Origin of the sequence: Paenibacillus zeisoli (assembly GCF_003994465.1) — a bacterium.
In the GTDB taxonomy this organism is placed as follows: domain Bacteria; phylum Bacillota; class Bacilli; order Paenibacillales; family Paenibacillaceae; genus Fontibacillus; species Fontibacillus zeisoli.
On the sequence record NZ_RZNX01000010.1, the window covers coordinates 89,075 to 114,791 of the forward strand.

24 protein-coding genes and 2 tRNA genes are annotated in these 25,717 nt (G+C 46.9%); 23 read left to right on the forward strand and 3 right to left on the reverse strand.

Annotated elements, in window-relative coordinates; all coding sequences use genetic code 11:
- Positions 1-187 precede the first annotated feature (187 nt).
- The 8 genes from EJP77_RS17735 to EJP77_RS17770 all read left to right on the forward strand — a co-directional run bounded on the left by EJP77_RS17735 (position 188) and on the right by EJP77_RS17770 (position 8,660).
- The gene (locus tag EJP77_RS17735) at positions 188-1,147 is read left to right on the forward strand and encodes an aldolase catalytic domain-containing protein (protein WP_127200593.1); all 960 of its coding nucleotides are present in this window, start codon (positions 188-190) and stop codon (positions 1,145-1,147) included.
- 122 nt (positions 1,148-1,269) lie between these two features.
- Complete coding sequence (locus tag EJP77_RS17740) at positions 1,270-3,390, forward strand: putative bifunctional diguanylate cyclase/phosphodiesterase (protein ID WP_127200594.1); 2,121 nt, start codon at positions 1,270-1,272, stop codon at positions 3,388-3,390.
- A gap of 77 nt (positions 3,391-3,467) precedes the next feature.
- Positions 3,468-3,544, forward strand: a tRNA-Pro gene (locus EJP77_RS17745).
- Positions 3,545-3,554: 10 nt separating this feature from the next.
- Positions 3,555-3,628, forward strand: a tRNA-Gly gene (locus tag EJP77_RS17750).
- 286 nt (positions 3,629-3,914) lie between these two features.
- Positions 3,915-4,943, forward strand: a complete 1,029-nt coding sequence (locus EJP77_RS17755; RefSeq protein WP_127200595.1) for a BMP family ABC transporter substrate-binding protein — start codon at positions 3,915-3,917, stop codon at positions 4,941-4,943.
- A gap of 152 nt (positions 4,944-5,095) precedes the next feature.
- On the forward strand, positions 5,096-6,631 hold the full coding sequence (locus EJP77_RS17760) for an ABC transporter ATP-binding protein (RefSeq protein ID WP_127200596.1): 1,536 nt from the start codon (positions 5,096-5,098) through the stop codon (positions 6,629-6,631).
- Positions 6,624-7,700 (forward strand): ABC transporter permease, encoded by a 1,077-nt coding sequence (locus EJP77_RS17765; protein WP_127200597.1) that lies wholly within the window; start codon positions 6,624-6,626, stop codon positions 7,698-7,700. Before EJP77_RS17760 ends, EJP77_RS17765 begins: the two co-directional genes overlap by 8 nt.
- The gene (locus EJP77_RS17770; protein WP_127200598.1) at positions 7,701-8,660 is read left to right on the forward strand and encodes an ABC transporter permease; all 960 of its coding nucleotides are present in this window, start codon (positions 7,701-7,703) and stop codon (positions 8,658-8,660) included.
- 238 nt (positions 8,661-8,898) lie between these two features.
- Here EJP77_RS17770 and EJP77_RS17775 read toward each other — a convergent pair whose 3' ends face one another.
- On the reverse strand, positions 8,899-9,093 hold the full coding sequence (locus tag EJP77_RS17775) for a YwbE family protein (RefSeq protein WP_127200599.1): 195 nt from the start codon (positions 9,091-9,093) through the stop codon (positions 8,899-8,901).
- 523 nt (positions 9,094-9,616) lie between these two features.
- Between EJP77_RS17775 and pheS the strand changes: the two genes are divergently transcribed.
- From pheS to zapA, 3 genes are all read left to right on the forward strand, one after another.
- Positions 9,617-10,651 carry a phenylalanine--tRNA ligase subunit alpha gene (gene pheS / locus EJP77_RS17780; RefSeq protein ID WP_127200600.1) on the forward strand — a complete coding sequence of 345 codons (1,035 nt, stop codon included), beginning with the start codon at positions 9,617-9,619 and terminating at the stop codon, positions 10,649-10,651.
- A gap of 24 nt (positions 10,652-10,675) precedes the next feature.
- Positions 10,676-13,123, forward strand: a complete 2,448-nt coding sequence (pheT, locus tag EJP77_RS17785; RefSeq protein ID WP_127200601.1) for a phenylalanine--tRNA ligase subunit beta — start codon at positions 10,676-10,678, stop codon at positions 13,121-13,123.
- Between the two features lie 109 nt (positions 13,124-13,232).
- The gene (gene zapA, locus EJP77_RS17790) at positions 13,233-14,780 is read left to right on the forward strand and encodes a cell division protein ZapA (RefSeq protein ID WP_185897389.1); all 1,548 of its coding nucleotides are present in this window, start codon (positions 13,233-13,235) and stop codon (positions 14,778-14,780) included.
- A 51-nt stretch (positions 14,781-14,831) separates the two neighbouring features.
- On the opposite strand, the gene EJP77_RS17795 is transcribed toward zapA, so the two are convergent.
- The gene (locus EJP77_RS17795) at positions 14,832-15,206 is read right to left on the reverse strand and encodes a cupredoxin domain-containing protein (protein ID WP_127200603.1); all 375 of its coding nucleotides are present in this window, start codon (positions 15,204-15,206) and stop codon (positions 14,832-14,834) included.
- A 600-nt stretch (positions 15,207-15,806) separates the two neighbouring features.
- Here EJP77_RS17795 and EJP77_RS17800 point away from each other — a divergent pair.
- Positions 15,807-16,538: a GGDEF domain-containing protein gene (locus EJP77_RS17800; RefSeq protein WP_185897390.1), complete on the forward strand. Its 732-nt coding sequence runs from the start codon at positions 15,807-15,809 to the stop codon at positions 16,536-16,538.
- 75 nt (positions 16,539-16,613) lie between these two features.
- Here EJP77_RS17800 and EJP77_RS17805 read toward each other — a convergent pair whose 3' ends face one another.
- Positions 16,614-16,961 carry a phage holin family protein gene (locus EJP77_RS17805; protein ID WP_127200605.1) on the reverse strand — a complete coding sequence of 116 codons (348 nt, stop codon included), beginning with the start codon at positions 16,959-16,961 and terminating at the stop codon, positions 16,614-16,616.
- A 182-nt stretch (positions 16,962-17,143) separates the two neighbouring features.
- Here EJP77_RS17805 and EJP77_RS17810 point away from each other — a divergent pair, with 182 nt between their 5' ends.
- From EJP77_RS17810 to EJP77_RS17860, 11 genes are all read left to right on the forward strand, one after another.
- Positions 17,144-19,510, forward strand: a complete 2,367-nt coding sequence (locus tag EJP77_RS17810; RefSeq protein WP_127200606.1) for an endonuclease MutS2 — start codon at positions 17,144-17,146, stop codon at positions 19,508-19,510.
- A gap of 19 nt (positions 19,511-19,529) precedes the next feature.
- Positions 19,530-19,949: a DUF350 domain-containing protein gene (locus tag EJP77_RS17815; protein ID WP_127200607.1), complete on the forward strand. Its 420-nt coding sequence runs from the start codon at positions 19,530-19,532 to the stop codon at positions 19,947-19,949.
- A gap of 149 nt (positions 19,950-20,098) precedes the next feature.
- On the forward strand, positions 20,099-20,638 hold the full coding sequence (locus EJP77_RS17820) for a hypothetical protein (RefSeq protein WP_127200608.1): 540 nt from the start codon (positions 20,099-20,101) through the stop codon (positions 20,636-20,638).
- Between the two features lie 124 nt (positions 20,639-20,762).
- The gene (locus EJP77_RS17825; protein WP_127200609.1) at positions 20,763-20,996 is read left to right on the forward strand and encodes a hypothetical protein; all 234 of its coding nucleotides are present in this window, start codon (positions 20,763-20,765) and stop codon (positions 20,994-20,996) included.
- 17 nt (positions 20,997-21,013) lie between these two features.
- The gene (locus tag EJP77_RS17830) at positions 21,014-21,358 is read left to right on the forward strand and encodes a spore coat protein (RefSeq protein WP_127200610.1); all 345 of its coding nucleotides are present in this window, start codon (positions 21,014-21,016) and stop codon (positions 21,356-21,358) included.
- Between the two features lie 189 nt (positions 21,359-21,547).
- Entirely contained in the window at positions 21,548-22,048 is a 501-nt protein-coding gene (locus EJP77_RS17835; RefSeq protein WP_127200611.1) for an Lrp/AsnC family transcriptional regulator, read from the forward strand.
- A gap of 13 nt (positions 22,049-22,061) precedes the next feature.
- Positions 22,062-23,276, forward strand: coding sequence for an aminotransferase class I/II-fold pyridoxal phosphate-dependent enzyme (locus tag EJP77_RS17840; RefSeq protein WP_127200612.1), 1,215 nt, complete (start codon positions 22,062-22,064; stop codon positions 23,274-23,276).
- A gap of 138 nt (positions 23,277-23,414) precedes the next feature.
- Positions 23,415-23,681 (forward strand): aspartyl-phosphate phosphatase Spo0E family protein, encoded by a 267-nt coding sequence (locus tag EJP77_RS17845; RefSeq protein WP_127200613.1) that lies wholly within the window; start codon positions 23,415-23,417, stop codon positions 23,679-23,681.
- A gap of 86 nt (positions 23,682-23,767) precedes the next feature.
- Entirely contained in the window at positions 23,768-24,334 is a 567-nt protein-coding gene (locus tag EJP77_RS17850; RefSeq protein ID WP_127200614.1) for a cob(I)yrinic acid a,c-diamide adenosyltransferase, read from the forward strand.
- The gene (locus EJP77_RS17855) at positions 24,331-25,293 is read left to right on the forward strand and encodes an RluA family pseudouridine synthase (protein ID WP_127200615.1); all 963 of its coding nucleotides are present in this window, start codon (positions 24,331-24,333) and stop codon (positions 25,291-25,293) included. Before EJP77_RS17850 ends, EJP77_RS17855 begins: the two co-directional genes overlap by 4 nt.
- Before the next feature lie 13 nt (positions 25,294-25,306).
- Positions 25,307-25,672 carry an arsenate reductase family protein gene (locus tag EJP77_RS17860; protein ID WP_127200616.1) on the forward strand — a complete coding sequence of 122 codons (366 nt, stop codon included), beginning with the start codon at positions 25,307-25,309 and terminating at the stop codon, positions 25,670-25,672.
- Positions 25,673-25,717 lie beyond the last annotated feature (45 nt).

Sequence of the window (25,717 nt, forward strand, 5' to 3'; positions counted from 1 at the left end):
TTGCAAGTGAGTTTAATTGAAATAAAGGCGATGTGCATTCTTGCGCAGGCGCCTTTTTTGATTAAGTATGCCGGGCAACAGGGAATTGTACTGAATCGGTCAAATAACTTCAGATATAACCTTTACTTTTGCTTTTAGCTTCAAGTAAGATGAATAGTAAAACAGATGAGAGAAGGTACCTTTGCGGATGAAGACGAATAATAGTAAAATTGTCGATTGCACCATACGGGACGGAGGTCTCGTGAATAACTGGGATTTCAGCGTGGAATTCGTTCAACAACTCTATGCAGGCTTGAATGAAGCAGGCGTTGATTATATGGAAATCGGATATAAGAACTCTCCAAAGCTGCTGTCGGGAGCTGATTCTGCAGGTCCTTGGCGTTTTCTGAACGATGAATTTCTACGTAAGGTAATTCCTCAGAAAGGCACAACCAAACTGTCTGCACTCGTGGACATTGGCCGTGTTGATGAGAATGATATCCTGCCCCGCTCAGAAAGCATGCTGGATCTGATTCGTGTAGCTTGCTACATTAAGGATGTGGACAAGGCGCTTCAGCTTGTTCAGACATTCCATGACAGAGGATACGAGACAACACTTAATATTATGGCGCTATCCAACGTTATGGAGAACGAATTGATTGAAGCCTTTGAAATGATTAATGAGAGTGTTGTTGACGTTGTTTATATTGTAGATTCATACGGAAGTCTTGATTATAAGGATATGGAGTACCTCGTTCAGAAGTTTAAGACGCATCTTCCTAATAAACGTCTGGGTGTACATACCCATAACAATATGCAGCTGGCTTTCTCTAATACACTTGTGGCGGCTCAAAACGGGGTTGAGTTCCTTGATGCCTCGGTATATGGGATGGGACGCGCGGCAGGAAACTGCCCGACAGAGCTTCTCGTTACGCATTTGAAGAATACCCACTACAAGCTTCGCCCTGTGCTTGAAGTGCTTGAGAACCTGCTGATTCCTCTGCGGGAGAAGGAAGAGTGGGGTTACCTGATTCCTTACATGATTACTGGAACTTTGGATGAGCATCCTCGTTCGGCTATGGCACTTCGTGCTTCTGCAGATAAAGATAAAGTGATAGGCTTTTATGATAAGTTAACGACTCCAGAAGTTAGCTTCGAGAAAAAATAATAGATTATTCGAAAATCCGGCAGAGTTCTGCCGGATTTTTTTGCCAAAAAAGAAGGAAAAACGCGAAAGATGTTGAATTGTTTCAAATACGTCGATATTTACATCTGGGGGTCAGAGAGCAAATGCAGATCAGAAAAGCAGAGAAGATGACAATATTTAAAGGATTGTGTGGATTTGTCGTCATGATCTGGGTGAGCATGATCTCAACGACATCTTTTGATGGGGCTCAGTTGAAGGAAGTGCTGCAAGGTCTGCTCTTGTCGATTGGATTCCTGGCTGGAGCGATTTGTTTTGCAATATTTGCACAGGGCTGGATCCTGTTTACTAACAAGCTGTCCAGACACCGATTATATAGTGCCGTTCTGTTTGCCGTCATCGGAATTATTGATGTCTTGTACAAGACAACTCTTAGTGGTGTTCACCTGCTAGGATTGGAATTTCAGACCAATACCCTTGTGTGGATGGTTATGGTATCGCATGGAATTGGTGCTGCAGGAGTGCTGATGATATTCAGCAGTAATGATAAGGAGGTTGGCCGCACCCAAAAGTTTAACGCACTTGCCATCTCCTTAATCACCATGATCATTGGCCTGTATGTAGTGGGGCAATTTCAATCGAGCCTTCCACAACTGATTGGCCCTAATCGCATAAATTCTTGGCATCTGTTTGGAAGTGCAGGGATTCAGATTCTATATATCACTGCGCTGGCGGCTATTTTGTACAAGAATCGTGTTGAACGCTCCACGGCCGTTTTGTCAGTTATCAGCGCTCTGGTCTTTATGATGATGGGGCATTATTTAACTTTCATTTCAGAACCGGAGTATTTGGGGATTACTCATCTGACCGGCGAAATTTTTATGATGCTGTCTTATTACTTCATCTTGGAAGGTGTATACAAGCTTACTATTGAAGAACCACTTCGTTATCAGCAGCTGGCCGAGGCAAAGATTACCTACCTGGCCTATCATGATGATTTAACCGGACTGCCAAACCGTAGGAAATTGAAGGAAACCCTGCAGGATCAAATTGAAGTTTCACGCCTATCAAGGGTATCGACTGCAGTGATCATTGTAAATATTAATCGATTTAAGGCGATTAATGACTCCCTGGGATATAGTGCCGGAGACCGTCTTCTTAGCGTGATGGGGGAACGCCTAATGGATAGCTGCACTCCAGCTGAAGAAGTATTCCGGATGGGCGAAGATGAGTTTGCTGTTATTGTACCAGGCATTTCAAATGTCAGCAGTATTTATGACCGGATGGATCAGCTGCTTACTGCTCTGGAATCCACTATGGTCATTGACAATTCAGAGTACCATCTCTCCGTAAGTCTGGGCCTCGCTTTATTCCCCGAGGATGGACAATCGGCCGATCAGCTTTTGCAGAATGCAGATATGGCTGTTCATAATGCGAAGGAGCAGGGAATGGACTCCAGCCGATACATGCCTTCTATGCAGGTACAAGTTCAGTCCCGTCTCAAATTGGAGAATGACCTGCGTAAAGGAATTGAAAGGCAGGAATTCTTCCTTGAATTCCAACCACAGATCCATCTGGATACCGGCAAAATTGTGGGGATGGAAGCCCTAGTGCGTTGGAATCACCCTCATCGAGGTCTTATTCCCCCGGCAGAATTCATTCCTTTAGCCGAAGAAAGCGGCTTGATTGTACCCCTTGGAGATTGGGTGCTGCGTACGGCATGTATTCAGAACAAAAAGTGGCAGATGCAGGGATACGAGCCCATCTGTATTTCTGTAAACTTGTCGATGCGGCAATTCCGGCAATCGCATCTTTCAGAACATATTAGGGATATTCTCGCAGAGATCGAACTTGACCCGAACTATCTGGAGCTTGAGATTACAGAAAGTATGACATTTGATAAAGAATCGGCATTTGATCAGCTGAGACGGCTTAAGGAGCTCGGCGTTCATATCAGTATCGATGACTTCGGTACGGGTTACAGCTCACTTCATTACCTGAAGAGCCTGCCGATTGACCGATTGAAGATCGACCGTTCATTTGTAAAAGAAGTGATGGAGGATAATAACGATGCTGCTATTGTATCGACCATTACATCGATGGCTCATCATTTGAAGTTAAAGGTAACAGCAGAGGGAGTAGAGAATCAGGAGCAACTTGAATTTCTGAAGCTTCAGCGCTGTCATGAAGGACAAGGGTATTTATTCAGCAAGCCTCTGGGTGCACAGGATATTGAAGCACGCTTTTTGGGTAGGGAAGCGGTATAAATGTAAATAACACTTGCAAAGTGTAAATTTAAATGATATATTTATTTTTGTCTTTACGAAACACATAGGCAAGATAACGGGACGTAGCTCAGCTTGGTAGAGCACCTGGTTTGGGACCAGGGGGTCGCATGTTCAAATCGTGTCGTCCCGACCATTATCATTTTGCGGGTGTAGTTCAATGGTAGAACTTTAGCCTTCCAAGCTAATAGCGTGGGTTCGATTCCCATCACCCGCTCCATATGCATATTCAAGCTCTTCCTTGTGAAGAGCTTTTTTATTTGTCAATAAATGATGAATTGTCACGATATGGGGAATGCTAAAGATATCGGATAAACTTAGATAATATAGGGGAATAGACGCTTTAAACGAACATAGCAAGTGAGCTATTAATGATGAAGCGCTTGCATGCTTGCAAATCCGTAAATTTATTGACCTTTGTTCATTAATGTGTGGATTTTAATCTGGTTTAATTGTATAATTTGGTCGACAGACACGCTTCAAATTTCTAAGGGGGATTATAAACAATGAAAAAGACTTTTAAATTGTCGATTGTCATGCTGCTCGCACTTACTGTAGTACTTGCAGGATGCGGCAACAAAAAAAGTGAAACGAATGGTAGTGCAAGCACTTCCGAAGGTTCATCCAAATCCGATATCAAAATCGGTATGGTTACTGACGTTGGTGGTGTAAACGATAAGTCGTTCAACCAGTCTGCTTGGGAAGGTCTGCAGCAATTACAGAAGGACAAAGGCGTTAAAGCTGAATATTTGCAAAGTACAAAATCAGATGACTACAATACAAACTTGAATAAATTTGTTAAAGGTAAATACGCTTTGACCTGGGGTATCGGTATGAGCCTTGGTGATGCAGTCGGTACTGTTGCTAAACAAAACCCGGATGCCAAGCTTGCGATCATCGATGCGGTAGTAGATGCTCCGAACGTTAAATCGGTAACTTTTGCTGAAAATGAAGGCAGCTTCCTGGTAGGGGTTGTTGCTGGTAAGATGACAAAAACAAATAAAATCGGCTTCGTAGGCGGAATTAAACTTCCGGTTATCGAGCGCTTCGCTGCTGGATTTAAAGCTGGCGTACTTGCAGTTAATCCGAATGCTGAAGTGAACATCAACTACACAGGCGCATTTGACAAGCCTGACCTGGGTAAAACAGCAGCAGCTACCCAGTACAACAATGGAGCAGATATTATCTTCCAAGCTGCTGGCGGAACAGGTACAGGCGTATTTAACGAAGCTCTTGGCCGTGTGAAGAGTGGACAGAAAGTATGGGTTATCGGCGTAGATAAAGACCAATCCCTTGAATTCCCTGATGTAACTTTGACTTCCATGGTTAAGCGTGTAGATGAAGCGGTTAAGCGTGTCAGCCAAGAAGTTATTGACGGTACATTCAAAGGTGGACAGGAAACTTTGACTTTGAAGGATAATGGTGTAGGTATCCCTGACACATCCAGCAAATACGTTCCAGCTGACGTGCTTAAGCTTGTAGAAGATTACAAAGCAAAAATCGTTAGCGGCGAAATCAAAGTTCCTGAGAAATAAGTTACCGATTTAAACGGATTTTGAAGTTTCACATGAACGTAATATAGGCTATATTTATAGGGCAAGGCTGGTTATTTAACTAGCCTTGTTCCCTTGTTAACAAGGTTATTTTCATGTCCTGTCCAGACTATCTTTATGAGAAGGGTGATCTCATGTCAGCAGCGCCTCCGGTTCTGGAGCTTAAGGGAATTACCAAGCGGTTTCCTGGTATTGTAGCTAATGACTCCATTAGTTTGAAGCTAAATAAGGGCGAAATTCATGCGCTTCTCGGTGAGAATGGAGCCGGTAAGTCTACTCTGATGAACATTGTGTTCGGATTATACCAGCCTGACGAAGGAAGTATTGATATAAATGGTCAACCTGTACTTATCGATAATCCCAATAAAGCGATTGACCTTGGTATCGGGATGGTCCATCAGCATTTCAAATTAGTGGAACCGTTTACGGTGACTGAGAATATTATTTTGGGCATGGAGCCGCGCAAAGGTATTAATCTGGATTATAAGACGGCATCTGCCAAGATCAAGGCATTGTCTGAACAGTATGGACTCAAGGTGAATCCGAATGCCAAAATCCACGATATTTCCGTCGGTATGCAGCAGCGCGTAGAGATTCTGAAGACACTTTACCGCGGAGCGGATATCCTTATTTTTGATGAACCGACAGCGGTTCTGACTCCTCAGGAAATTTCCGAGTTGATGGAGATTATGCGACGGCTGGTTGCTGAAGGCAAATCCATTATTTTGATTACACATAAGCTGAAAGAAATTATGCAAATCTCAGATGTCGTTACGATCATTCGCCGGGGTAAGGTAATCGACACGGTGAAGACTTCAGAATCCAGTCCACATGAGCTGGCAGAGAAGATGGTGGGAAGAAGCGTATCCTTTAAAGTGGACAAGAAGCCGGCAGAACCGAAGGAAGCAGTACTTCAAGTCAACAACATTTCGGCTAAGAATAAAGATGGGGTACCTGTCCTGGATGGTCTCAGTCTGACGCTTAGAGCCGGTGAAATTCTTGGGGTCGCTGGAGTAGATGGCAATGGACAAAGTGAGTTGATCGAAGCCCTGACAGGACTTCGCAAGATCGACAGCGGGTCTATTAAGGTTCTGAGTCAGGAGATCTCGAATCTGCCGCCGAGAAAAGTCATCGAAAGCGGTGTGTCCCACATTCCGGAAGACCGTCATAAGCATGGTCTTGTCCTGGATTTCTCTATGAAAGAGAACATGGTGCTGGAGACATATTATAAAGAGCCTTATAACCGAAAAGGGTTCTTGGACTATGATGCCATCGGTAAGCAGGCAAAACGTCTGATTGAGCATTTCGACGTCCGTACGCCAAGCATGGATACACTGGCACGATCACTGTCTGGCGGTAATCAGCAGAAAGCAATTATAGCCCGGGAAATAGATAAGAACCCTGATCTCCTGATTGCTGCGCAGCCTACCCGGGGTCTGGACGTAGGTGCAATAGAATTCGTACAGCGCCAGCTGATCGCACAACGGGATCAAGGTAAGGCCGTGCTGCTAATTTCGTTTGAATTGGATGAGATTATGAATGTATCTGACCGGATTGTGGTTATCTATGAAGGCCGTATTGTTGGCGAAGTATATCCTGAATCAACTAACGATCAGGAGCTCGGTCTGATGATGGCAGGCAGCACGGCGGGAGGTAAGGCACATGAGTAAATTGTACAAGATTTTTACCGGAAGTATTGTTGTGCCTCTGGTTGCCATTATATTTGGCTTGATCGTCGGTGCGATCATTATGCTAGTTGGCGGATATGATCCGCTGCTTGCCTACCAATCCCTATTTGAGCAGGTATTTGGGAACCTGTATGATTTTGGGGAGACGCTGCGTGAGATTACACCGCTAATCTTGACGGGTCTTGCAGTGGCATTTGCCTTTAGAGCGGGTCTCTTTAATATTGGTGGTGAAGGCCAGTTTATCGTGGGAATGACTGCTGCTACCTTTGTTGGAATCAAGGTGACCGGTCTGCCCTCCATCATTCACGCTCCACTTGCGCTTATTGCCGGGGCGCTTTGCGGCGGCTTGTGGGCTGCTATTGCAGGGTATCTGAAGGCTAAAAGAGGCGTAAATGAAGTTATTACAACAATTATGCTGAACTGGACCGCGTTATATTTGGGGAACTACATCGTAAACTCCTTCCTCCTGCCGGAAGGAATGGATCATTCGGAAGAAATTCAACCAACGGCTTCTATCTCCATACAAAGTTTGGTTAATTTCTTCAATGATGCTCGCATGCACTGGGGTATGCTCCTGGCTGTGCTAGCATCCGTGTTCTTCTATTACTTCTTGTGGAAGAGTAAGCAGGGCTATGAGCTTCGTGCCGTAGGCTTTAATCCGAATGCTGCTGAGTATGCCGGAATGAATGTGGGCCGGAATGTAGTTAAAGCGATGTTTATCAGCGGCGTGTTTGCGGGATTGGCAGGAGCTGTACAGGTACTTGGGGTATTTCATTACCAGTCGATCATGTCCGGATCGCCAGGGATTGGCTTTGACGGTATCGCTGTCGCCTTGATCGGGATGAACCATCCGTTTGGTATTTTGCTGGGAGGATCACTGTTCGGGATTCTGACTTACGGATCTGCAGGCATGAGCTTTGGTGCAGGTGTACCGCCGGAATTGATTCGGATTGTCATCGGATCGATCATCTTCTTCATTGCCGCACAGGGCATCGTACGCTGGGTCCTTAAACCTCTTTACTCCAAACGCAAGAAAGAGAAGGTGTTGTAAATGGATTGGGTAACTACTTTAGGCCAGTTGATCAATACGACGCTTGTATTCTCGACAGCGCTTATCTTTGCGGCCTTGGGCGGCATCTTCTCTGAGCGTTCAGGGGTAACTAATATCGGGATTGAAGGACTAATGACCTTCGGGGCCTTCTCGGCCGCAGTAGCTACTTACTATGCTGAACAATCGGGCATGGGCGGAGGAGCTCCGTGGGTTGGTCTTGTTGCAGCGATAATTACGGGGGTACTTGCTTCATTGATTCATGCTTTGGCTTCGATCACGTTCAAGGCGGATCAGATTATAAGCGGTATCGTAATTAACTTCCTGGCTGCTGGGAGTACCTTGTATCTGGTTAAGCTGATTTTCAGTGGAAATGGGGAGACTCCGCTTTTGCAGGTGGTTAGTAAATATCCAATTCCGGGTCTTTCCCAGATTCCGATTATTGGAGAAGGTCTGTTCAATAATTACCCCACTACTTATTTGGCCATCATACTGGTGTTCGTGGCTTACTATGTTCTCTACAAGACTCCGTTTGGTCTGCGTCTGCGTTCGGTGGGTGAGCATCCAAGTGCTGCAGATACTGTGGGGATCAACGTTCGTCGTATGCGTTACATCGGTGTTATGATCAGTGGTGCTCTAGCTGCTCTCGGTGGCGCAACCGTCACATTGACTACAACAAGTACCTTTGCGCATAATACGATCTCGGGTCAGGGCTTTATCGCTATTGCGGCGATGATCTTCGGGAAATGGAACCCAATTGGTGCGTTCGGAGCAGCTGCGTTCTTCGGCTTCTCGCAAGCGATCCGCAGTTATGTTACGCTGTTCTCCTGGTCCAGCCACATTCCAATGGAATTCATCTACATGCTTCCATATGTGCTGACCATAATCGTATTGGTGGCTGCGGTAGGGCGTTCTTCCGCTCCTGCTGCACTGGGGATTCCTTACGATCCGGGTAAAAGATAAACGGGCATACAGCGAGGTAAGCCTCGTGCTTTTGACTAGGCGGATATCCAAGGTGTGTAGTATTTCTGGGCAACTGACGAATCACTGAGAATTCCGGTTGTTCCAGCTTCAAAGTATCACGAAGGCTGACCTATAGGTCGGCTAGCTTCCACTAGCCCACAATCTCTGATTGATGTAGATCATAACAGCAAAGCTCCAGCCCAAGGATGCCTTTTGGGACTGGAGCTTTTGCTATGTGTTAGATGTGGACGGTTTTGACTCGCCCAACCTGTCCATCCTCCAAGCGAACCTTGATTCCATGGGGATGGCTAGGAGAGTTGGTCAGAATGTCTTTGACAACCCCACGGGTAAGCTTGCCGGTTCGCTGATCTTGCTTGAGTACGATATCCACCGTTCTTCCGGGGATGATATTTTTGCGCTCTGTTCCATTCATGTGGTTCACGGGTCTCCTTTGGGTAGATAATACAAACATATCATAACAAAAGAGGAATCCAAAGCTTAGACAGGATTCGACTTGCCAATAGGTGTATGTTTTGCATATAATATTGAACATAAGAATGCAGAGTAACCATGATATGAAATGCTGAGATGGAGAAGAGTAAGCAGTGCCTCTTTACAGGGAGGAAACGCCGTAAGATTGAGAGCGTTTCTACAGAATCAGGCTGCCGAAGTTCACTCCGGAGCAGCGCCTTGAACCGATAGTCCAGGGGGACTATGACAGTAGAGGCTGCCGGCTACGAACCGTTAATTCGATGAGTGAGAGAAGTATCTTTCAGAATGGTGCTGTTAATATGAGCACCTAAGAGGATATGGATCTAACAAGGGTGGTACCACGGTCTTTTCGTCCCTTACGGGAGAGAAGGCCTTTTTTTGTTGTACTCGGGAATTGTGCTCGTCATAAGACGAAGGATTTCGAGTTCGGTATCTTGGGTCTTAAACTTTAAGGAGGTTCATAAATGAAAGAGCGGTTGGAATCGTTAAAAGTCGAAGCGTTGGATCAGCTGAAGGATGTTGCTGATGCTGGGCAGCTCAATGATCTTAGAGTGAAGTATTTAGGCAAGAAGGGTGCTCTTACAGAAATTTTGAGAGGGATGGGAGCGCTTAGTGCAGAGGAGCGTCCGGTAATCGGGCAGGTCGCCAATGAAGTACGTGCCGCCATCGAAGAAGTTATCGAGCGTCAGCAGCTGGAATTCCAGAATCAAGAAACCGAGCAAAGACTCGCAGCCGAGAAGGTAGATGTGACTCTACCGGGACGCCCGCTTCGCCAAGGAAGCGTTCATCCGCTGAATAAGGTCATCCAGGACATTGAGGATATCTTCATTGGACTTGGATACCGCATTGCGGAAGGTCCAGAGGTCGAGACGGATTACTACAACTTTGAAGCCCTTAATCTGCCGAAGAACCATCCGGCTCGCGATATGCAGGATTCCTTTTACATTACAGAGGACATTCTGATGCGGACGCAGACCTCTCCAGTACAGGTTCGTACGATGGAAGCCATGCAAGGTGAGGTGCCGGTTAAAGTCATTTGCCCAGGTAAGGTCTACCGACGTGATGATGATGATGCGACTCACTCCTTCCAGTTCAACCAGATTGAAGGTCTGGTCATTGGTAAAGGAATCCGGATGAGTGACCTCAAGGGCACCCTGCTCCAGTTCACTCGCGAAATGTTCGGACCTCATACCCAGATTCGTCTGCGTCCAAGCTTCTTTCCTTTCACAGAGCCTAGTGCTGAGGTAGACGTAACTTGTGTGAAGTGCGGCGGTTCAGGCTGCCGGATGTGCAAACACACAGGCTGGCTTGAAATTCTGGGTTGCGGTATGGTACACCCGCGTGTGCTTGAAATGGGCGGTTACGATCCAGAGGAGTATACGGGCTTTGCCTTCGGGATGGGCGTAGAGCGAATTGCAATCCTCAAATACGGGATTGATGACATCCGTCATTTCTACAGCAATGACTTGCGGTTCCTGCAGCAGTTCGCTCGAAACTAATTATCGAAGGGAAGGGACATATTCATGAAAGTATCAACCGAATGGTTGTCGGATTATATATCTTTGGACAATGTGGTGACGGAGGAACTAGCTGAGCAGATTACACGTTCCGGTATTGAGATCGATTCTGTAGAGAAGAGAAGCCCAGGTGTGAGCCAAGTCGTTGTGGGTTATGTGAAGAGTAAGGAAAAGCACCCCGATGCGGATAAGCTTAATGTATGTATTATAGATGCGGGACTTGATGAGGACCTGCAAATCGTATGCGGAGCCAAGAACGTCGATGCCGGTCAAAAGGTACCTGTTGCTCTGGTAGGCGCCAAGCTTCCCGGTGGACTTGAGATCAAGAAAGCGAAGCTGCGCGGCGTTGCTTCCCAAGGCATGATCTGCTCTGCCAAGGAACTCGGCCTGAATGAGAAATTCGTACCGAAAGAACAGCAGGAAGGGATTCTCGTTCTTCCCGACAATACCGAGGTTGGAGTTCCGATTAATGGCGTGCTCGGTCTGGATGATGAGGTTCTAGACTTTGATCTAACGCCAAATCGTTCGGACTGTCTCAGTATGCTTGGAGCAGCTTATGAAGTGGGTGCTATTCTCGGACGAGAAGTGAAGATTCCTGAGCCGGAGAAAAAGTTGATTGAAGTTTCTGAAGCTGCCAGCAATCACATTGCTGTTCATATTGAGGCTCCGGAACTCTGTAACCATTACGCGGTTCGTTATTTCTCCAATGTAAAGATTGCACCTTCACCGCAGTGGATGCAGAATCGTCTTGCAGCAGCAGGTGTACGTCCGATCAATAACATTGTGGATATCACGAACTATGTCATGATGGAATATGGTCAGCCCCTGCATGCTTTTGATGCGGATCAAATTGCAGGCGGATCCATTGGTGTGCGTCGGGCAGAAGAAGGGGAGACCCTGGTAACTCTGGACGGTCAGGAGCGCAAGCTAGAGGCGGGTGCTTTGCTCATCACGGATGGCGAGAATAAGCCGGTTGGCCTTGCTGGTGTAATGGGCGGACTGAATTCTGAGGTTACGGGAAATACCGTTAATATTATTCTCGAATCTGCACATTTCGATGGTGGAAGTGTCCGCAAGACATCCCGTCAGCTCGGACTTCGCTCCGAAGCTTCCCTTCGGTTCGAGAAGGAAGTCGATCCGAATCGGGTTATTCCTGCACTGAACCGGGCAGCAAGTCTGATCGCGCAGTATGCAGGAGGAACAGTACATCAAGGGATTGTAGAATCCGTAATTAAGGCACCGGAAGACAAGAAAATTACACTATCGCTTAGCAAGCTTAATGGTTATCTTGGAACAGACATTTCCATGCTCGAAGTCAAGACGATCTTCACCAGGCTGAATTTCGAAAGTTCAGAGCGTCAAGGGGAAATTGAAGTGCTTGTTCCTTCACGCCGTGGGGATATTACCCGCGATGTAGATTTGATTGAAGAAATTGCTCGTCTGTATGGATATGCCAATATTCCTACCACCTCAATTGAGGGACCAACCACAGCCGGCTCTTATACAAGGGAGCAGTTCCTTCGCCGCAGCCTGCGTACGCTGTTAACACATGGAGGCTGGCAGGAAGTGATCAGCTACTCGTTCACTTATGAAGCTTCTGTGGGCTTGTTCCCGACTCTCTCGGCAGGAAGCCGTGCTGTGAAGCTGGCTATGCCGATGAGCGAGGACAGAAGCGTTCTTCGCACAAGTACACTTCCACAGCTGGTAGATATCGCAGCTTATAACCGGAATCGGAAGCAGGATAACCTGTCGATTTTTGAGATTGGCAGTGTATTCTGGACTGAGGAAGACAAGCTGACCAGACAGCCTAGGGAGCTTCCTGTGTTAAGTTTCCTTCTAACAGGTCTTCGTGAGGAGAAGCAGTGGAATATCCCGGCCGAGAAGGTGGACTTCTTCGATCTGAAGGGCGCCATTGAGAGCGTGACTGAATATTTGGGTCTTCGTAATAAGATTACTTATGCAGCCGATCGGCCGGAAGGGTTTCACCCGGGACGCTCAGCCTCCATATATCTGCAGACTGGAGAAGAGAAGATCCGGATTGGGGTACTTGGACAGATGCATCCGAACTTACAGCGGGATAAAGACCTAGAAGATACTTATGTTGCCGAGCTGCTGCTGACACCGCTGTATCAGCATGCAGAAAGCAATATTGAATACAACGAGCTGCCAAGGTTCCCTTCAGTCGAGAGGGATATTGCAGTGGTTGTGGACAGTGAGGTGGAAGCAGGAGCCCTGATTCAGGCCATTCAAGCCACCGCAGGTGAGCTGCTTACCGGTATTCAAGTCTTCGATGTGTTCACAGGCAGCAAATTAGGAGATAACAAAAAGAGTGTGGCCATATCCATGGTATACCAGCACAAAGATCGCACATTGACTGAAGAGGACATTACGACAGTACATGAACGCGTGCTTGAGGTCCTTGAACAAACTTTTGCCGCAGAACTTAGAAAATAGCAGGAAATTACAGAAGTCACATCGAATCCTATAGCAAGCAAGATTCGATGTGGCTTTTGCACAATAACACATCTTGGACCAGACATAAGAATTGAAGGAGGTACTTGCTTTGACTAAATCCGATCGAACCAGTGTAACCGTAGAAATTTACGGCTCTTCTTATAAAATTGTCGGCAGCAGTGCTGAATATATGAAGCAGGTTGCCCGTCAAGTTAATGACCGTATGCATACCATAGCTAAAGCTCATACGCATTTGGATATTCCACGTATTGCGGTTCTTGCCGCGGTTCATATGGCGGAGGAAGTTGTCAAGATGGATGCCGTGGAGCTGGAACTTGCTTCCGTCTCCCAGCAGAAGCAGGGACTCGAAGAGAAGCTTAATACCCAAGGAAATTTATATAATGAACAACAGATTAAGTTCGGAACCCTTCAAGAGTCCTTTAACCGCCTTCAAAGCGAAAAGTCTGGGCTTGAAGAATTATTGAAGAAATCGAATGACACCTTGAAAGAAAAGGAAAAAGAAGCTCACAATCAGTCTGTGCGGATTCAGGAGCTGGAGAAGCAGTTGAGTGAAGAACGTCAAAGCCGGACTGCTCTTCAGGACAAGCTAAGTGCAGCAGAGCAGCTTTTGAAGAAAGAAAAAGAAGACCGGGCCAAATTGGATGAACAGTACAAACAGTCCCTGCGCCGGGAAGAGAATTCTGCCGTAGAAGTGAAGAAGCTTAAAGAAAATGCAGCATTGCTTGAAAGTCAGCTTACTCAATCACTCGAAGCTTCAAAGACGGTTCAGCAGAAAGTTACAAGCCTTCAGCAGGCCCTTCAGAATGCCAAATCGCTTGAAGAGCAGCTGCGTGCAGAGGCTGCCAAGACTGTTCAGGAAGCTGAATCCAGTCAAAAGCTTGCCGAGAAGCGTAACGAGCAGATCAATCGTCTTGAAGATGAGCTGCTACAGGCTGCAGAACATAACGAGGCTTTGGAGCAAGGTCTGCGAACTTCACAGGACGAGGTTGAGTCTTTGAAAGAACAGCTGAACAAGGATAAGATGGCCAGCAAGGAAGTAGAGGAAGAGCTAGCTTTGGTACAGGAGCAGTTCCGTTCTCTTAAAGATTCCTATGAGAATACGCTGCGCCGTGAACAGAAGACGGAAGAAGTGATGCAGGAGCTGAAGGCCGAAGGCGATAAGCTTAAGCAGCAGCTTGCCGAGCTTCAAGAGCAGCTTAACCGGAATGTCGACTTGGTACAAGAGAGAACCAAGACTCTGGAAGAGGCCGAGAACAGGGAGCTGGAATGGCAGATTCGCTGTGAGACCGCTGAAGAGCAGTATAACTCAATTCGTGAATCCGAAGCGGTACTTCGCCAGCAGTTGGTTGATTGGCAGCAGCAGTGTGCGGCTGCAGGAGATACTGCAAATTCACTTGCTGAGGAGAAGTCCAGCCTGGTTCTGGAAAGAGATCAGCTGGCTGGCCAGCTGGAGGAGATCGGCGGACAGTTCGAAATGATCTCGCACGAGTATCGGCTGATGCAGACAGAGCGTGAGATGGAGCGGGAGCGGGTTCAGAAGATTCAGGAAGAGCACGCCAAGCTGAAAGAAGAGTATGCTAAGTTACAGATGGAGTACAATGAATGGATCGAGCTGATTGAACAGGACCAGACCTGATAGGATAGATCACAAAGAAAAGGACAGCACGCAGGGTGCTGTCCTTTCAAATTATTCAACTACGATTTTGGCGATCATCTGACTGTGTCCTGTACCACACATGATTGAGCAGGCGATATCAAATTCCCCGGCCTCGGTTGGAGTCACCACAGCAGACTCATGCTCGCTATCAAGCTGAAGATTCAGCTTCGGGATCATAACGCCATGATTTCCGGCTTCGTTCTTGAAGACAATTTTGACCGGAACGTCTTTCTTCAAATGATACACTTGTTGATCGAATTGATAATTAGTAGCGTTGATAACGAGCTCGGCTTTGGGGGTCACATTGGACTCACCGGCTGAGTTATTGTTAGTTTGCGTACCGCCGCAGGCGGATAGAACCAATAAAAGCATAGCTGAGAACAGAAGCGCGATTGTCTTTTTCATCGATATCCCCTTTTTCATGATATTCAATTACTGCATCAACAATATCATAACGCAAAAGAGGGAAGAGAGGGAGCATAGGGTATGAAGGATTCGTGAACTTGGAAAAGGCGAAGTTGAAAGCTCATAGGTCTTTCGAGGTCTTCCGTACAAATAGTAAGCTGGACAGAGGAGCAGAATAAGCGATATAATTCTTTCAAAACATACTAAAAGTAGGGGATACACATCAATAGCGGTCGCAAACATCCGGGAATCAGATTGACATGGAACCGAAGATTGATGAATGGATACTGGGGATCAGCCATAATTTTATTAGCTGCCCAGTGGATACTGTCTGAAAATCATTCAACCTTGTCCCCTGACTTCTACGAGTCTACATTTGAACTGAGATATCTGGTTTCGGATTTTATAATTTTTCTTTTCTTAATCATAAGTGAAATACTGCTGCGAACCCGGCCGAGGCATGTTGAGAAGATTGTATTGGTCTGCGGGTTCAGTGTGAGTTATCTGGCATTTTATATCCTCTTTCCGTTTCTTAATGGAGCGGAAATTGTACTTATCTTACCGATACTGCTCTCCCTTGTATATTTCAGCTGGAGTGCTTTGTATAGCTCAGGTTTGCTCAGCCTTCTGTTTCTGTGCCTGGCCTATTTATTTATACGTCCGGATAATCTGGGAGTAGACTGGTTTGGATTTATTATGGCTGCCATCTATATTACTCTGGTTATACTGATTGGGCGAGCTATATTGGCTCGCTCCCAGGAGCTAAGGAAGAATATGGAGTCCTTGGTGAAGTCTGAGCAGAAGCTAATTGTAGAGAAAGCCATTTCAGACAAGCTGATCAAGATGGATGCTTTGACTGGGCTTTATAATCATAAGACTTTTCATGAATACTTGGAAAATCTGATCCTACATTGTGAAACCAATGGAGTGTCACTGCACTTAGCACTCATCGATATTGATAATTTCAAAAAAGTTAATGATACCTATGGCCATTGGGTTGGAGATATCGTTCTCAAAGACGCGGCGGGTTGTATTACGGAGTTGTTAAATCCGAACAACTTTGCTGCCCGTTATGGTGGAGAAGAGTTCGCGGTAATTTTCACGGATACAACGGCTGAAGAAGCTGCTGAGCAGGCGGAGCAAATACGAATGAAGATTGAGAGCCTTCCTTTGTCCCATTCAAGGGAACAGCCAGTAACCGTAAGTATTGGTGTATGTACCTATCAGCCCGGCAATGGCAAAGAACTATTATTCCGCAATACGGATAATGCCCTTTATACAGCCAAACGAACCGGGAAGAACCGGGTTATTTTTCATCAGCTTGCGGAATAAAGGAATCTGTTCAGAATAAGAGGCCCCAGTTCCAGGAACTGGGGCTTTGTCCATTCAAGATGTCTATGCAGTAGTCTAGCGTGAATGGTTGAACGGAGTTGCTTGTGGAGCGAAGAGGTCAATGATTCCGATGACCAGGGAAGCTAGCAGAGCCCCGATGATCGTCACGGATACACCCGGAACAATGAACTGTGCGAACCAGATCACCAAAGCACTAATCAGGAAGCCTACGATGCCGCGGCCGAAAGGGGTTACTCTAGAACCTATAAGAGATTCAACAATCCACCCCAATAGGGCGATGACAATGGCCAGCAAAAGTGCACTGCCAAATCCGCCAACCGTGAAATGTGGAACCAGCCAGCCTACAAACATCAGAACTAACGCAGATACAATAAAGCGGATGATATGTCCAAAAAATTGCATGGGAATTGAGCCTCCTTTCCAGGTCATCAACGTACTTTAGATCTCCGGCATTAGGATATACCCGCTGGATTAACTTTATGTGTGATGTGGGTGGATTAACTTAGCCCGCCGCGCCAAAAATGGCGAAAAGCAAACCGGATCGTTTATAATATATGCATACCCGAGAGGAGTTGTGAACGTCCTTGGACGAGAAAATTTTACAAACCTTAGAATATAAGAAAATCATAAATAAATTAGCTGGATTCACCCAGACATCACTTGGGAAGGAGCGCGCTGAAATGCTGAAGCCTGTCACCGACCTGGAAGATGTTAAGAGGCTTCTTCAGGCTACGGATGAGGCTTTTAAAGTGGATCGGCTCAAAGGAGCTCCGCCCTTCGGCGGAATTGTGGACATAACCATGCCTGTTAAGCGGGCAAGAATTGGCGGGACACTGAATCCCCATGAGCTTATGGGAATATCGGCGACCCTATCAGGAGCACGCCGCCTGAAGCGGTATATTTTGACTATTCATGAAGAGGAGGAAGTAACTCTTCTGTATAATCTTTGCAGTGAGCTCAGTGAGCAGAAGCCGCTCGAGAATGCCATCAAGCTCTGTATCAATGAGAATGCCGAGGTTGTTGATTCAGCCAGTGCGGAACTTGCCCAGATCCGGCGCGAGCTGCGCGGAGGCGAAGTAAGAATCAGGGAGAAACTGGATGCGATGATTCGCTCCTCTTCTGTATCCAAGATGCTTCAAGACCAGCTGATTACCATCCGCGGGGACCGGTTCGTTATCCCAGTGAAGGCGGAATACCGGGCGCATTTCGGCGGAATTGTCCATGATCAGTCCGGTTCGGGGGCAACCCTGTTCATCGAACCTGAATCCATTGTCGCGATGAATAACAAGCTGCGGGAGACCCGGCTGCGGGAAGAAAGGGAAATTGAAGTTATTTTGCAGAAGCTGACAGCCCTTGTGGGTGAACAGACTGAGCTGCTTCAATATGACTGCGATGTGCTCAGTCAGCTTGATTTCATTTTTGCCAAGGCCCGTCTCGCCCGTGAAGTCAAGGGAACCCTGCCCATGATGAATGACCGCGGTTTCATGAAGCTGAAGAAAGGCCGTCATCCGCTTATTCCTTTGGATAAGGTCGTTCCGCTTGAAGCAGAGCTCGGCAATCAGTACACCTCCATTATCGTTACAGGACCGAATACGGGGGGTAAGACGGTTACTCTTAAGACCATCGGTCTTCTAAGTCTGATGGCGATGTCCGGTTTGTTCGTACCGGCGGAGGATGGGAGTCAGCTTTGTGTCTTTGATGCGATCTATGCGGATATCGGCGATGAACAGAGTATTGAGCAGAACCTCAGTACATTCTCCAGCCACATGACCAATATTATTTCGATTCTCAGCAAAATGTCTCCAAAAAGCCTCGTCCTCCTGGATGAGGTAGGAGCTGGTACAGATCCGGCAGAAGGCTCCGCCCTTGCTGTGGCGATTCTGGAGCATATTCATTCGCTGGGGTGCCGAATGGTTGCGACGACCCACTACAGTGAACTCAAGGCTTACGCCTATGAACGCAAAGGCGTCATTAATGCGAGCATGGAGTTTGATGTAAATACCCTAAGTCCAACTTATCGCCTTCTGATCGGCGTGCCGGGACGAAGCAACGCGTTCGCAATTGCGGAGCGTCTTGGGCTGCCTGGAAGTATTCTTGATTTCGCCCGGGGTGAGGTTAAGGAAGAGGATCTGCGGGTTGAACATATGATTGCTTCCCTAGAGGAGAATCGACTCGGGGCCGAGCAAGAGCGTGAGAAGGCGGAGAAGCTCAGACAAGAGCTTGAAAGCCTTCGCACCCAGCACGAGTCTGAACTGGAGAAGCTGGAGCAGCAGCGCGACAAACGTCTGGAGAAGGCTGAAGCCGATGCCCGGAATATTATTGATAAAGCCAGAAACGAAGCAGAGAAGATAATCCATGATCTGAGAAAGCTTGCCCTGGAAGAAGGAGCTTCCGTTAAGGAGCATAAGCTGATTGCGGCCCGCAAACAGCTGGACGAAGCAGAGCCAGCCAAGCGGAAGAAGGCGGCTGCCGTGCGCAAAGCGGCCAAGCAAGTGAGATCAATCGAACCTGGGGATGAGGTTAAAGTGTACAGCCTGAATCAGAAAGGACATGTCGTAGAGCTGTCCGGCAAGGAAGCGGTTGTGCAGCTTGGAATCATGAAGATGAAGGTGGCGCTGGATGACCTGGAGCTGATCCAGCAGGGTTCCGCAGGGGCTGCTGTACAGCAGCGCACGGTAACGAATCTGAAGAGAACCCGGGATGACCAGACGCGGTCCGAGCTGGATCTTAGAGGTGCGAATCTGGAAGAAGCGCTAATGGAGGTAGACCGGTTCATTGATGAAGCTTTTCTGAGCAATTTGGGCCAAGTGTATATCATCCACGGTAAAGGAACGGGAATTCTGCGTACGGGAATTCAGGAATATCTCCGCAAGCACAAAAATGTGAAGAGCTACCGAATTGGTAATTATGGTGAAGGTGGTACTGGGGTTACCGTTGCGGAATTGAAATAACGATGGGGGAGATTGCCTGTTGAAGGAATCCATTGATCGGCTGCTGGAGTATCCTATTGGAATGACTTTAGGTTTGTTCTCGGTTGCTATATTGGAATTGATCGTATTTCTCTATTGTTTTGAATTCGCGGCCCGCTATCGGTGCTGGGATGAGATCAAACGCGGAAATATGGCAGCTGCACTGGCTACAGCAGGTAAAATATTTGGAATATGCAACATTATTCGCTATTCCGCAGCGCTTCATGGAACCATCTACGATTTCATGATCTGGTCCTTCGCAGGCACCATACTGCTGTTCATCTCCTATATTTTATTTGAATTTGTAACCCCTGTATTTCGGATCGATCGAGAGATTGCAGAGGATAACCGGGCTGTGGGCATCATTGCCTTGGGGATATCGGTCTCGTTATCCTTCGTAATCGGAGCAAGTCTTGGATAGTTCTCACAGATATAATGTAGAGGGCATTAGGAGGATACATGATAAAAAATCTGGTCCGGGTATTGTTTGTGGCTGCAGTGCTTTTTATTATCGCAGGCGTCATATTTTTAATGCGGGCTTAAATTTAACAAGAGGAAGGACTATCTAATATGGAAACCACTGTGTGTCCTTGGTGTCTGACAGAAATCGTATGGGACGAAGAAATTGGCCCCGAAGAGGAATGTCCACACTGCCATAATGAACTGAAAGGCTACCGTACTCTTCAAATTAACCTGGGAGACGAAGAGGAGTATGAGGAAGATACTGACTCTGTTGATGAAGAAAGCCAGGATACCCTTGGCTTTTGGGATGCTGATGAAGAAGAGAGCTCCGGTGTAGTTCGCCGGGTGAATTCTTTTGCAAATGCAGGAGCGGACCTGCTTGAATATGAGTCTGCAGTCGAACGAATTCTGGATGCTCAAGATGACGTTCCTGAATGTCCGCACTGCCGGGAGTATATGCTCCTCGCCGGCCAGGAGCAGGTGAATGCGAATAGCGGCGTGCAGCAGCAGAACGCCCCTCTTCTTAAGGCTCCATACACTTTGAACGTGTATGTGTGCTCATCCTGCTTCTCAGTTAGCAAGTTTCTGTCAGAAACAGACAGGAACCAACTCATTCGCAGTATTACAACTGGCAAGAATCAAGCCTAGTTGGTCAAGACTTTGTCACAAAAGGCCTGCTCAGAATGCTCTGAGACAGGCTTTTTGTGCATCATAAAGTGATAAAGCGGCCATAATATGGGGGTGAAAATTTACCGAGGAGGAATGATTAACCGTGAACCCAAGTTCTCTTCAGCCGCTGACTACCAAAGAGCTGAATTATATTGCAGATTCGATCATGAATGAAGACTTGTTAATTAAGCAGAGTGCCGCAGCTGCGGCTGTATCCCAGAATGCCAATGTCCAGCAGGCACTTTCCCAGTATATTTCTACCCATCAGCAGCATTTGCAGCTTCTCACCGACACGCTTAAAGAACATCAAGCCCTTGCACCCAATCAAGTACAATAATAAAGGAGGAAGGTTCTGTGAATAACCAAGCTAATTTGGCTGAACAAGATATCCTTAATACAATTCTGGCGGATCTTAGAAGAACTGCCCGCGAATACACTACGGCAACAACGGAGTCATCGTGCCAGACGGTACGCCAGATGTTCAACCAGCTTACCGATGGTACGCTCCGCCTGCAGGGCGAGCTGTATCAGCTCATGCAGCACAACGGTTCTTATCAGTCACCCTCTCATGCCCCGCGGCAGGAAGTGGATAAGCTCTATCAGCATGCGACCCAGACTCAGCAGAAGAGTCAGCAGTACGCTCAGATGACGTCCGCACAAGGAAATGCTTCCCAGGGCGAGTCCCTTCATATGAGCTAAAGTGCTCTTTCACCCTTGAAATAACTGCTCTTACAATACTCCGTCCTTGCCGTGAACACTGACACGGGGGGACGGTTTTTGTTTGCAGATGCACCAAAATCATGTAAGATAGATACAACGAACTTCTGATTTCCCAAGCAAGAAAGGCCTTGAATTAAAGGCCTGGAGAACAGGTACTGGAGGTATTATATGAAAGCGCTAAGTGAACTGAAGCTTAAAGTCCTAGATCTACTCCGTGAGGATGCCAGACGTAACCCTGAACTGCTGGCCACCCTTCTAGGTGCCTCATTGGAAGAAGTCAAGACAGCCATTCGCGAGCTTGAGGAAGATCACATTATTGTGAAATATGCGACAGTGGTTAACTCCAGCAAGATAGATGACGAGAAAGTAACCGCACTGATTGAAGTCCAAATTACACCCGAGCGCGGGCGTGGATTTGATGCCATTGCTGAACGTATTTATTTGTTCTCTCAAGTTAAGTCCGTATATTTAATGTCGGGTGCATATGATCTGCTGGTAGAAGTGGAAGGACGAAATCTGAAAGAAGTCGCAAGCTTTGTATCGGATAAGCTGTCCCCGCTGGAATCGGTTCTGTCTACCAAAACTCATTTTATTCTCAAAAAATACAAACAGGACGGCATCATCTTCGAAGATCATGAAGAAGATCATCGTCTTGTGATTTCTCCGTAAAGGAAGTCATGTCATGATAGTAAATCCAGGTCAGAGATCAGAGCAGGAAGTCGGCAAATCGATGAACTCGTACTTGGCACCGCTGGTGCGGGAGATCCAGCCATCGGGAATTAGAAGATTTTTCGATTTAGCGAGCGGCAACAAAGACATTATTACGCTGGGAGTCGGTGAACCGGACTTTATTACGCCATGGCATGTCCGGGAAGCAACCGTACACTCTCTTGAAAGAGGATTTACGAGCTATACATCAAACTCCGGAACACCAGAACTACGTGAGGCGATTGGCCAGTACTTGTACGATAACTTTCAAGTGGCATATGAGCCTTCGAATCAAATCCTGGTTACCGTAGGGGGAAGTGAAGCCATCGATTTGGCACTTAGGGCGTTGATTGCTCCCGGAGATGAAGTGCTGGTTCCTGCTCCATGTTATCTTCCCTATTCTCCGCTCACCTCCATTGCCGGAGGAGTTCCGGTAGAGATCGGGACCTACGCGAAGGATAATTTCAAGATAACTGCGGAGAACCTACTTGCTAAGATCACTCCCAAATCTAAAGTCTTGATCCTTAACTACCCGAGCAATCCAACCGGCGGAATCATGACTTATGAGGACTGGCTCCCGATTGCCAAAGTTGTGGAGGATCACGACCTTCTCGTTATTTCCGATGAAATTTATGCAGAACTAACCTACGGACAGAAACATGTCAGCTTTGCATCTATTCCGGGCATGATGGACCGCACGATCCTAGTGAGTGGATTCTCCAAAGCCTTTGCCATGACAGGCTGGCGGATGGGATATGTATGTGCTCATCCTGATCTGATCTATGCCATGCTGAAAATCCATCAATATACCGTGATGTGTGCACCTATTATGGGCCAAGTGGCTGCTCTTGAAGCGCTCACCAACGGAATTGAGGAGAAGGATCGAATGATCGATTCCTACAATCAGCGCCGCAGATTGGTCGTTCAGGGACTGCGTGACATCGGACTCGAGTGTCATGAACCTCAAGGCGCTTTTTATGCCTTCCCAAGTGTGGAATCTACGGGTCTCTCTTCAGACGAATTCGCGCAGAGACTGCTTGTTGAAGCTAAGGTGGCTGCGGTTCCAGGTAATGTGTTCGGTCTGGGCGGAGAAGGATTCCTCAGATGCTCGTACGCAACTTCTGTTGCCAATTTAACGGAAGCTATCAGCCGTATGGGTGAGTTTATCAATAAGCTGAAAATGGGCTGAATTAGCAGAATTTTCATATTCTAATTGATTATTGGATGATAGTCATGATATAATTTTGTTTTGTGAGAGCTGATTTTAGGTAACATCTTATGTAAGAGAAAGTTTAAGAGATTTCTAACATTCAAGGAGGGATTGCGAATGCGAAGCGGAGAATACAACCTGTATAATCAAACTGATTACTACGTTGCCGAAGATGATAAATCACAACAGTGGACAACGAAAGAGAACCCTCTCGCTTCATCATCCATTTCCGAATCCTTGGAAGATGAAATTTTAGTTCTCCGTAACCGGATGGAGAGACTTTTCATGCAGGAACAATCTTTTACCTCCGATATAGTCATCGAGATTAGCAGCCTGCTTGATCTTAAGATTAATGAATTTATGAAGAGTAACAAGAAATACTAATCTATATTTAATCAAAGGAGATCCTCCAGAGGGTCTCCTTTTTTCGGAACAGGACTTAATAACATAGAGGAGTGACACAAGCAAATATGTCTATTTATACACGCACGGGTGATGAGGGCAAAACGTCTGTCATTGGAGCCAGAGTCATGAAGGACGACGAGCGAATTGAAGCCTATGGAACGATTGATGAGTTGAATTGTTTTGTAGGCCAGGCGATGAGTCAGGCTGATCCTGCAGAATTCGCAGACTTAATTCAGCATTTACTCCAAATCCAGCACGAGCTGTTCGACTGCGGGTCAGACCTGGCTTTTGTCCAGTTAAGCGAATCCCGCTATAAGGTAAGTGCGTCTATGGTGGACCAGTTGGAGCAGTGGATAGACGCCTATGAACAAGAGAACCCGAAGCTTGAGAAATTCATACTGCCTGGCGGTACTGCACTGTCTTCTACACTGCATATCTGCCGTACAGTCTGCCGCCGGGCTGAGCGCCGGACGGTCTCACTTGGAGCGAAGCGGGACATTAACCCGGATGTTCTTAGATACTTGAACCGCCTGTCGGATTTCTTCTTCGCTGTTGCCAGAACGGCTAATGCCAGACTGAAGATGGCCGATATAGAATATGAGCGCAGCGCTAAGGTGTTCCGTAACCAATGACAGCTTATTATGATCCTATTGAATATGAAGTAAAAGAAGAAGACAGCGGCATGCTGCTGAAGACAGTGCTTCAGCGAAGACTCGGCGTATCCCGTAAACTTATGTCCAAGATCAAGCTGACGGAACAAGGGGTTATGCTGAATGGGGAAAGAGTCTACATTAGTGTCAAGGTCAAGCAGGGTGACCGGATTGCCATCCGAATGGAGCAGGAAGAGTCGGATGATATTTTGCCGGAGCCAATTCCGTTTGAAATTTTGTATGAGGATGAAGCTCTGCTGATTGTGAATAAAGAACCGGGAATTATCGTACACCCCACCCATGGTCATTATACCGGGACGCTTGCAAATGGGGTGGTTCACTACTGGAAGGAACGCGGAGAGAGATTCCGATTTCGCCCTATACATAGGCTCGATCAGGAGACGAGCGGTGTACTCGCCATAGCCAAGAATGCCTATATCCACCAGCATATTTCTGAACAGTTGATTGCCGGGCAGATAACCAAACGGTATAGAGCCTTGGTTCACGGGGCTCCTTCGCCTGAAGAAGGAACAATAGACGGGCCTATTGACCGCGACCCGCTTGAACCCCATCGGCGTATCGTTACGCCTGACGGATACTCTGCTTTAACCTTTTACAGAATCGTTGAGAAATACAGCCCTGCTTCTTTAGTGGATATTCGACTGGGAACAGGACGAACTCACCAGATTCGTGTGCATATGACTTCGGTGGGGTGTCCGCTTATTGGGGACAAGATGTATACCTATCCGTCCAGGGATAAATGTCCAGAGGGCAATCGGGAGAAGATGGATCAGCTAAACCTCCTGATTGGGCGGCAGGCGCTGCATGCAGCAGAACTGGGGCTGCGTCATCCGCTTACTGGCCAAGATATGATCTTCAAAGCGCCTCTTCCTGAAGACATGGATAGGCTAAGAAATTATTTAATAACAGATCACGGATAACTGGAGGCTCATCATGAGTGAATTAATCGTATATCAATACCCGAAATGCGGAACCTGCCGGAATGCAGTGAAATGGCTGAATTCAGCGGGATACCAGCTTGATACTAGACATATTTTTGAGGCACCGCCAAGTAAGGAGGAGCTTGCAGCTTTGATTGATCACAGCGGACTTGAACTCAAAAAGTTCTTTAATACGAGCGGTGAAGTCTATAAAGAGATGGGGCTGAAGGACAAGCTTGCGGGTCTTTCCCGGGAAGAGCAGATCGAACTGCTTGCTTCAAATGGCCGTCTAATCAAGAGGCCGATCGTTACAGACGGGAAGAAAGTGACGGTAGGCTTCAAGGAAGACATGTTCGAGCTGGCATGGGGAAGACATTAGTAATCGAAGACGTGCTGCTCATGTGATATACTGGAGTATATACGA

Coding starts and splice junctions, on each gene's coding strand:
- EJP77_RS17735 (WP_127200593.1), top strand. CDS start 188: ATGAAGACGAATAATAGTAAAATTGTCGATTGCACCATACGGGACGGA.
- EJP77_RS17740 (WP_127200594.1), top strand. CDS start 1,270: ATGCAGATCAGAAAAGCAGAGAAGATGACAATATTTAAAGGATTGTGT.
- EJP77_RS17755 (WP_127200595.1), top strand. CDS start 3,915: ATGAAAAAGACTTTTAAATTGTCGATTGTCATGCTGCTCGCACTTACT.
- EJP77_RS17760 (WP_127200596.1), top strand. CDS start 5,096: ATGTCAGCAGCGCCTCCGGTTCTGGAGCTTAAGGGAATTACCAAGCGG.
- EJP77_RS17765 (WP_127200597.1), top strand. CDS start 6,624: ATGAGTAAATTGTACAAGATTTTTACCGGAAGTATTGTTGTGCCTCTG.
- EJP77_RS17770 (WP_127200598.1), top strand. CDS start 7,701: ATGGATTGGGTAACTACTTTAGGCCAGTTGATCAATACGACGCTTGTA.
- EJP77_RS17775 (WP_127200599.1), bottom strand. CDS start 9,093: ATGAATGGAACAGAGCGCAAAAATATCATCCCCGGAAGAACGGTGGAT.
- pheS (WP_127200600.1), top strand. CDS start 9,617: ATGAAAGAGCGGTTGGAATCGTTAAAAGTCGAAGCGTTGGATCAGCTG.
- pheT (WP_127200601.1), top strand. CDS start 10,676: ATGAAAGTATCAACCGAATGGTTGTCGGATTATATATCTTTGGACAAT.
- EJP77_RS17795 (WP_127200603.1), bottom strand. CDS start 15,206: ATGAAAAAGACAATCGCGCTTCTGTTCTCAGCTATGCTTTTATTGGTT.
- EJP77_RS17805 (WP_127200605.1), bottom strand. CDS start 16,961: ATGCAATTTTTTGGACATATCATCCGCTTTATTGTATCTGCGTTAGTT.
- EJP77_RS17820 (WP_127200608.1), top strand. CDS start 20,099: ATGGAAACCACTGTGTGTCCTTGGTGTCTGACAGAAATCGTATGGGAC.
- EJP77_RS17835 (WP_127200611.1), top strand. CDS start 21,548: ATGAAAGCGCTAAGTGAACTGAAGCTTAAAGTCCTAGATCTACTCCGT.
- EJP77_RS17840 (WP_127200612.1), top strand. CDS start 22,062: ATGATAGTAAATCCAGGTCAGAGATCAGAGCAGGAAGTCGGCAAATCG.
- EJP77_RS17845 (WP_127200613.1), top strand. CDS start 23,415: ATGCGAAGCGGAGAATACAACCTGTATAATCAAACTGATTACTACGTT.
- EJP77_RS17850 (WP_127200614.1), top strand. CDS start 23,768: ATGTCTATTTATACACGCACGGGTGATGAGGGCAAAACGTCTGTCATT.
- EJP77_RS17855 (WP_127200615.1), top strand. CDS start 24,331: ATGACAGCTTATTATGATCCTATTGAATATGAAGTAAAAGAAGAAGAC.
- EJP77_RS17860 (WP_127200616.1), top strand. CDS start 25,307: ATGAGTGAATTAATCGTATATCAATACCCGAAATGCGGAACCTGCCGG.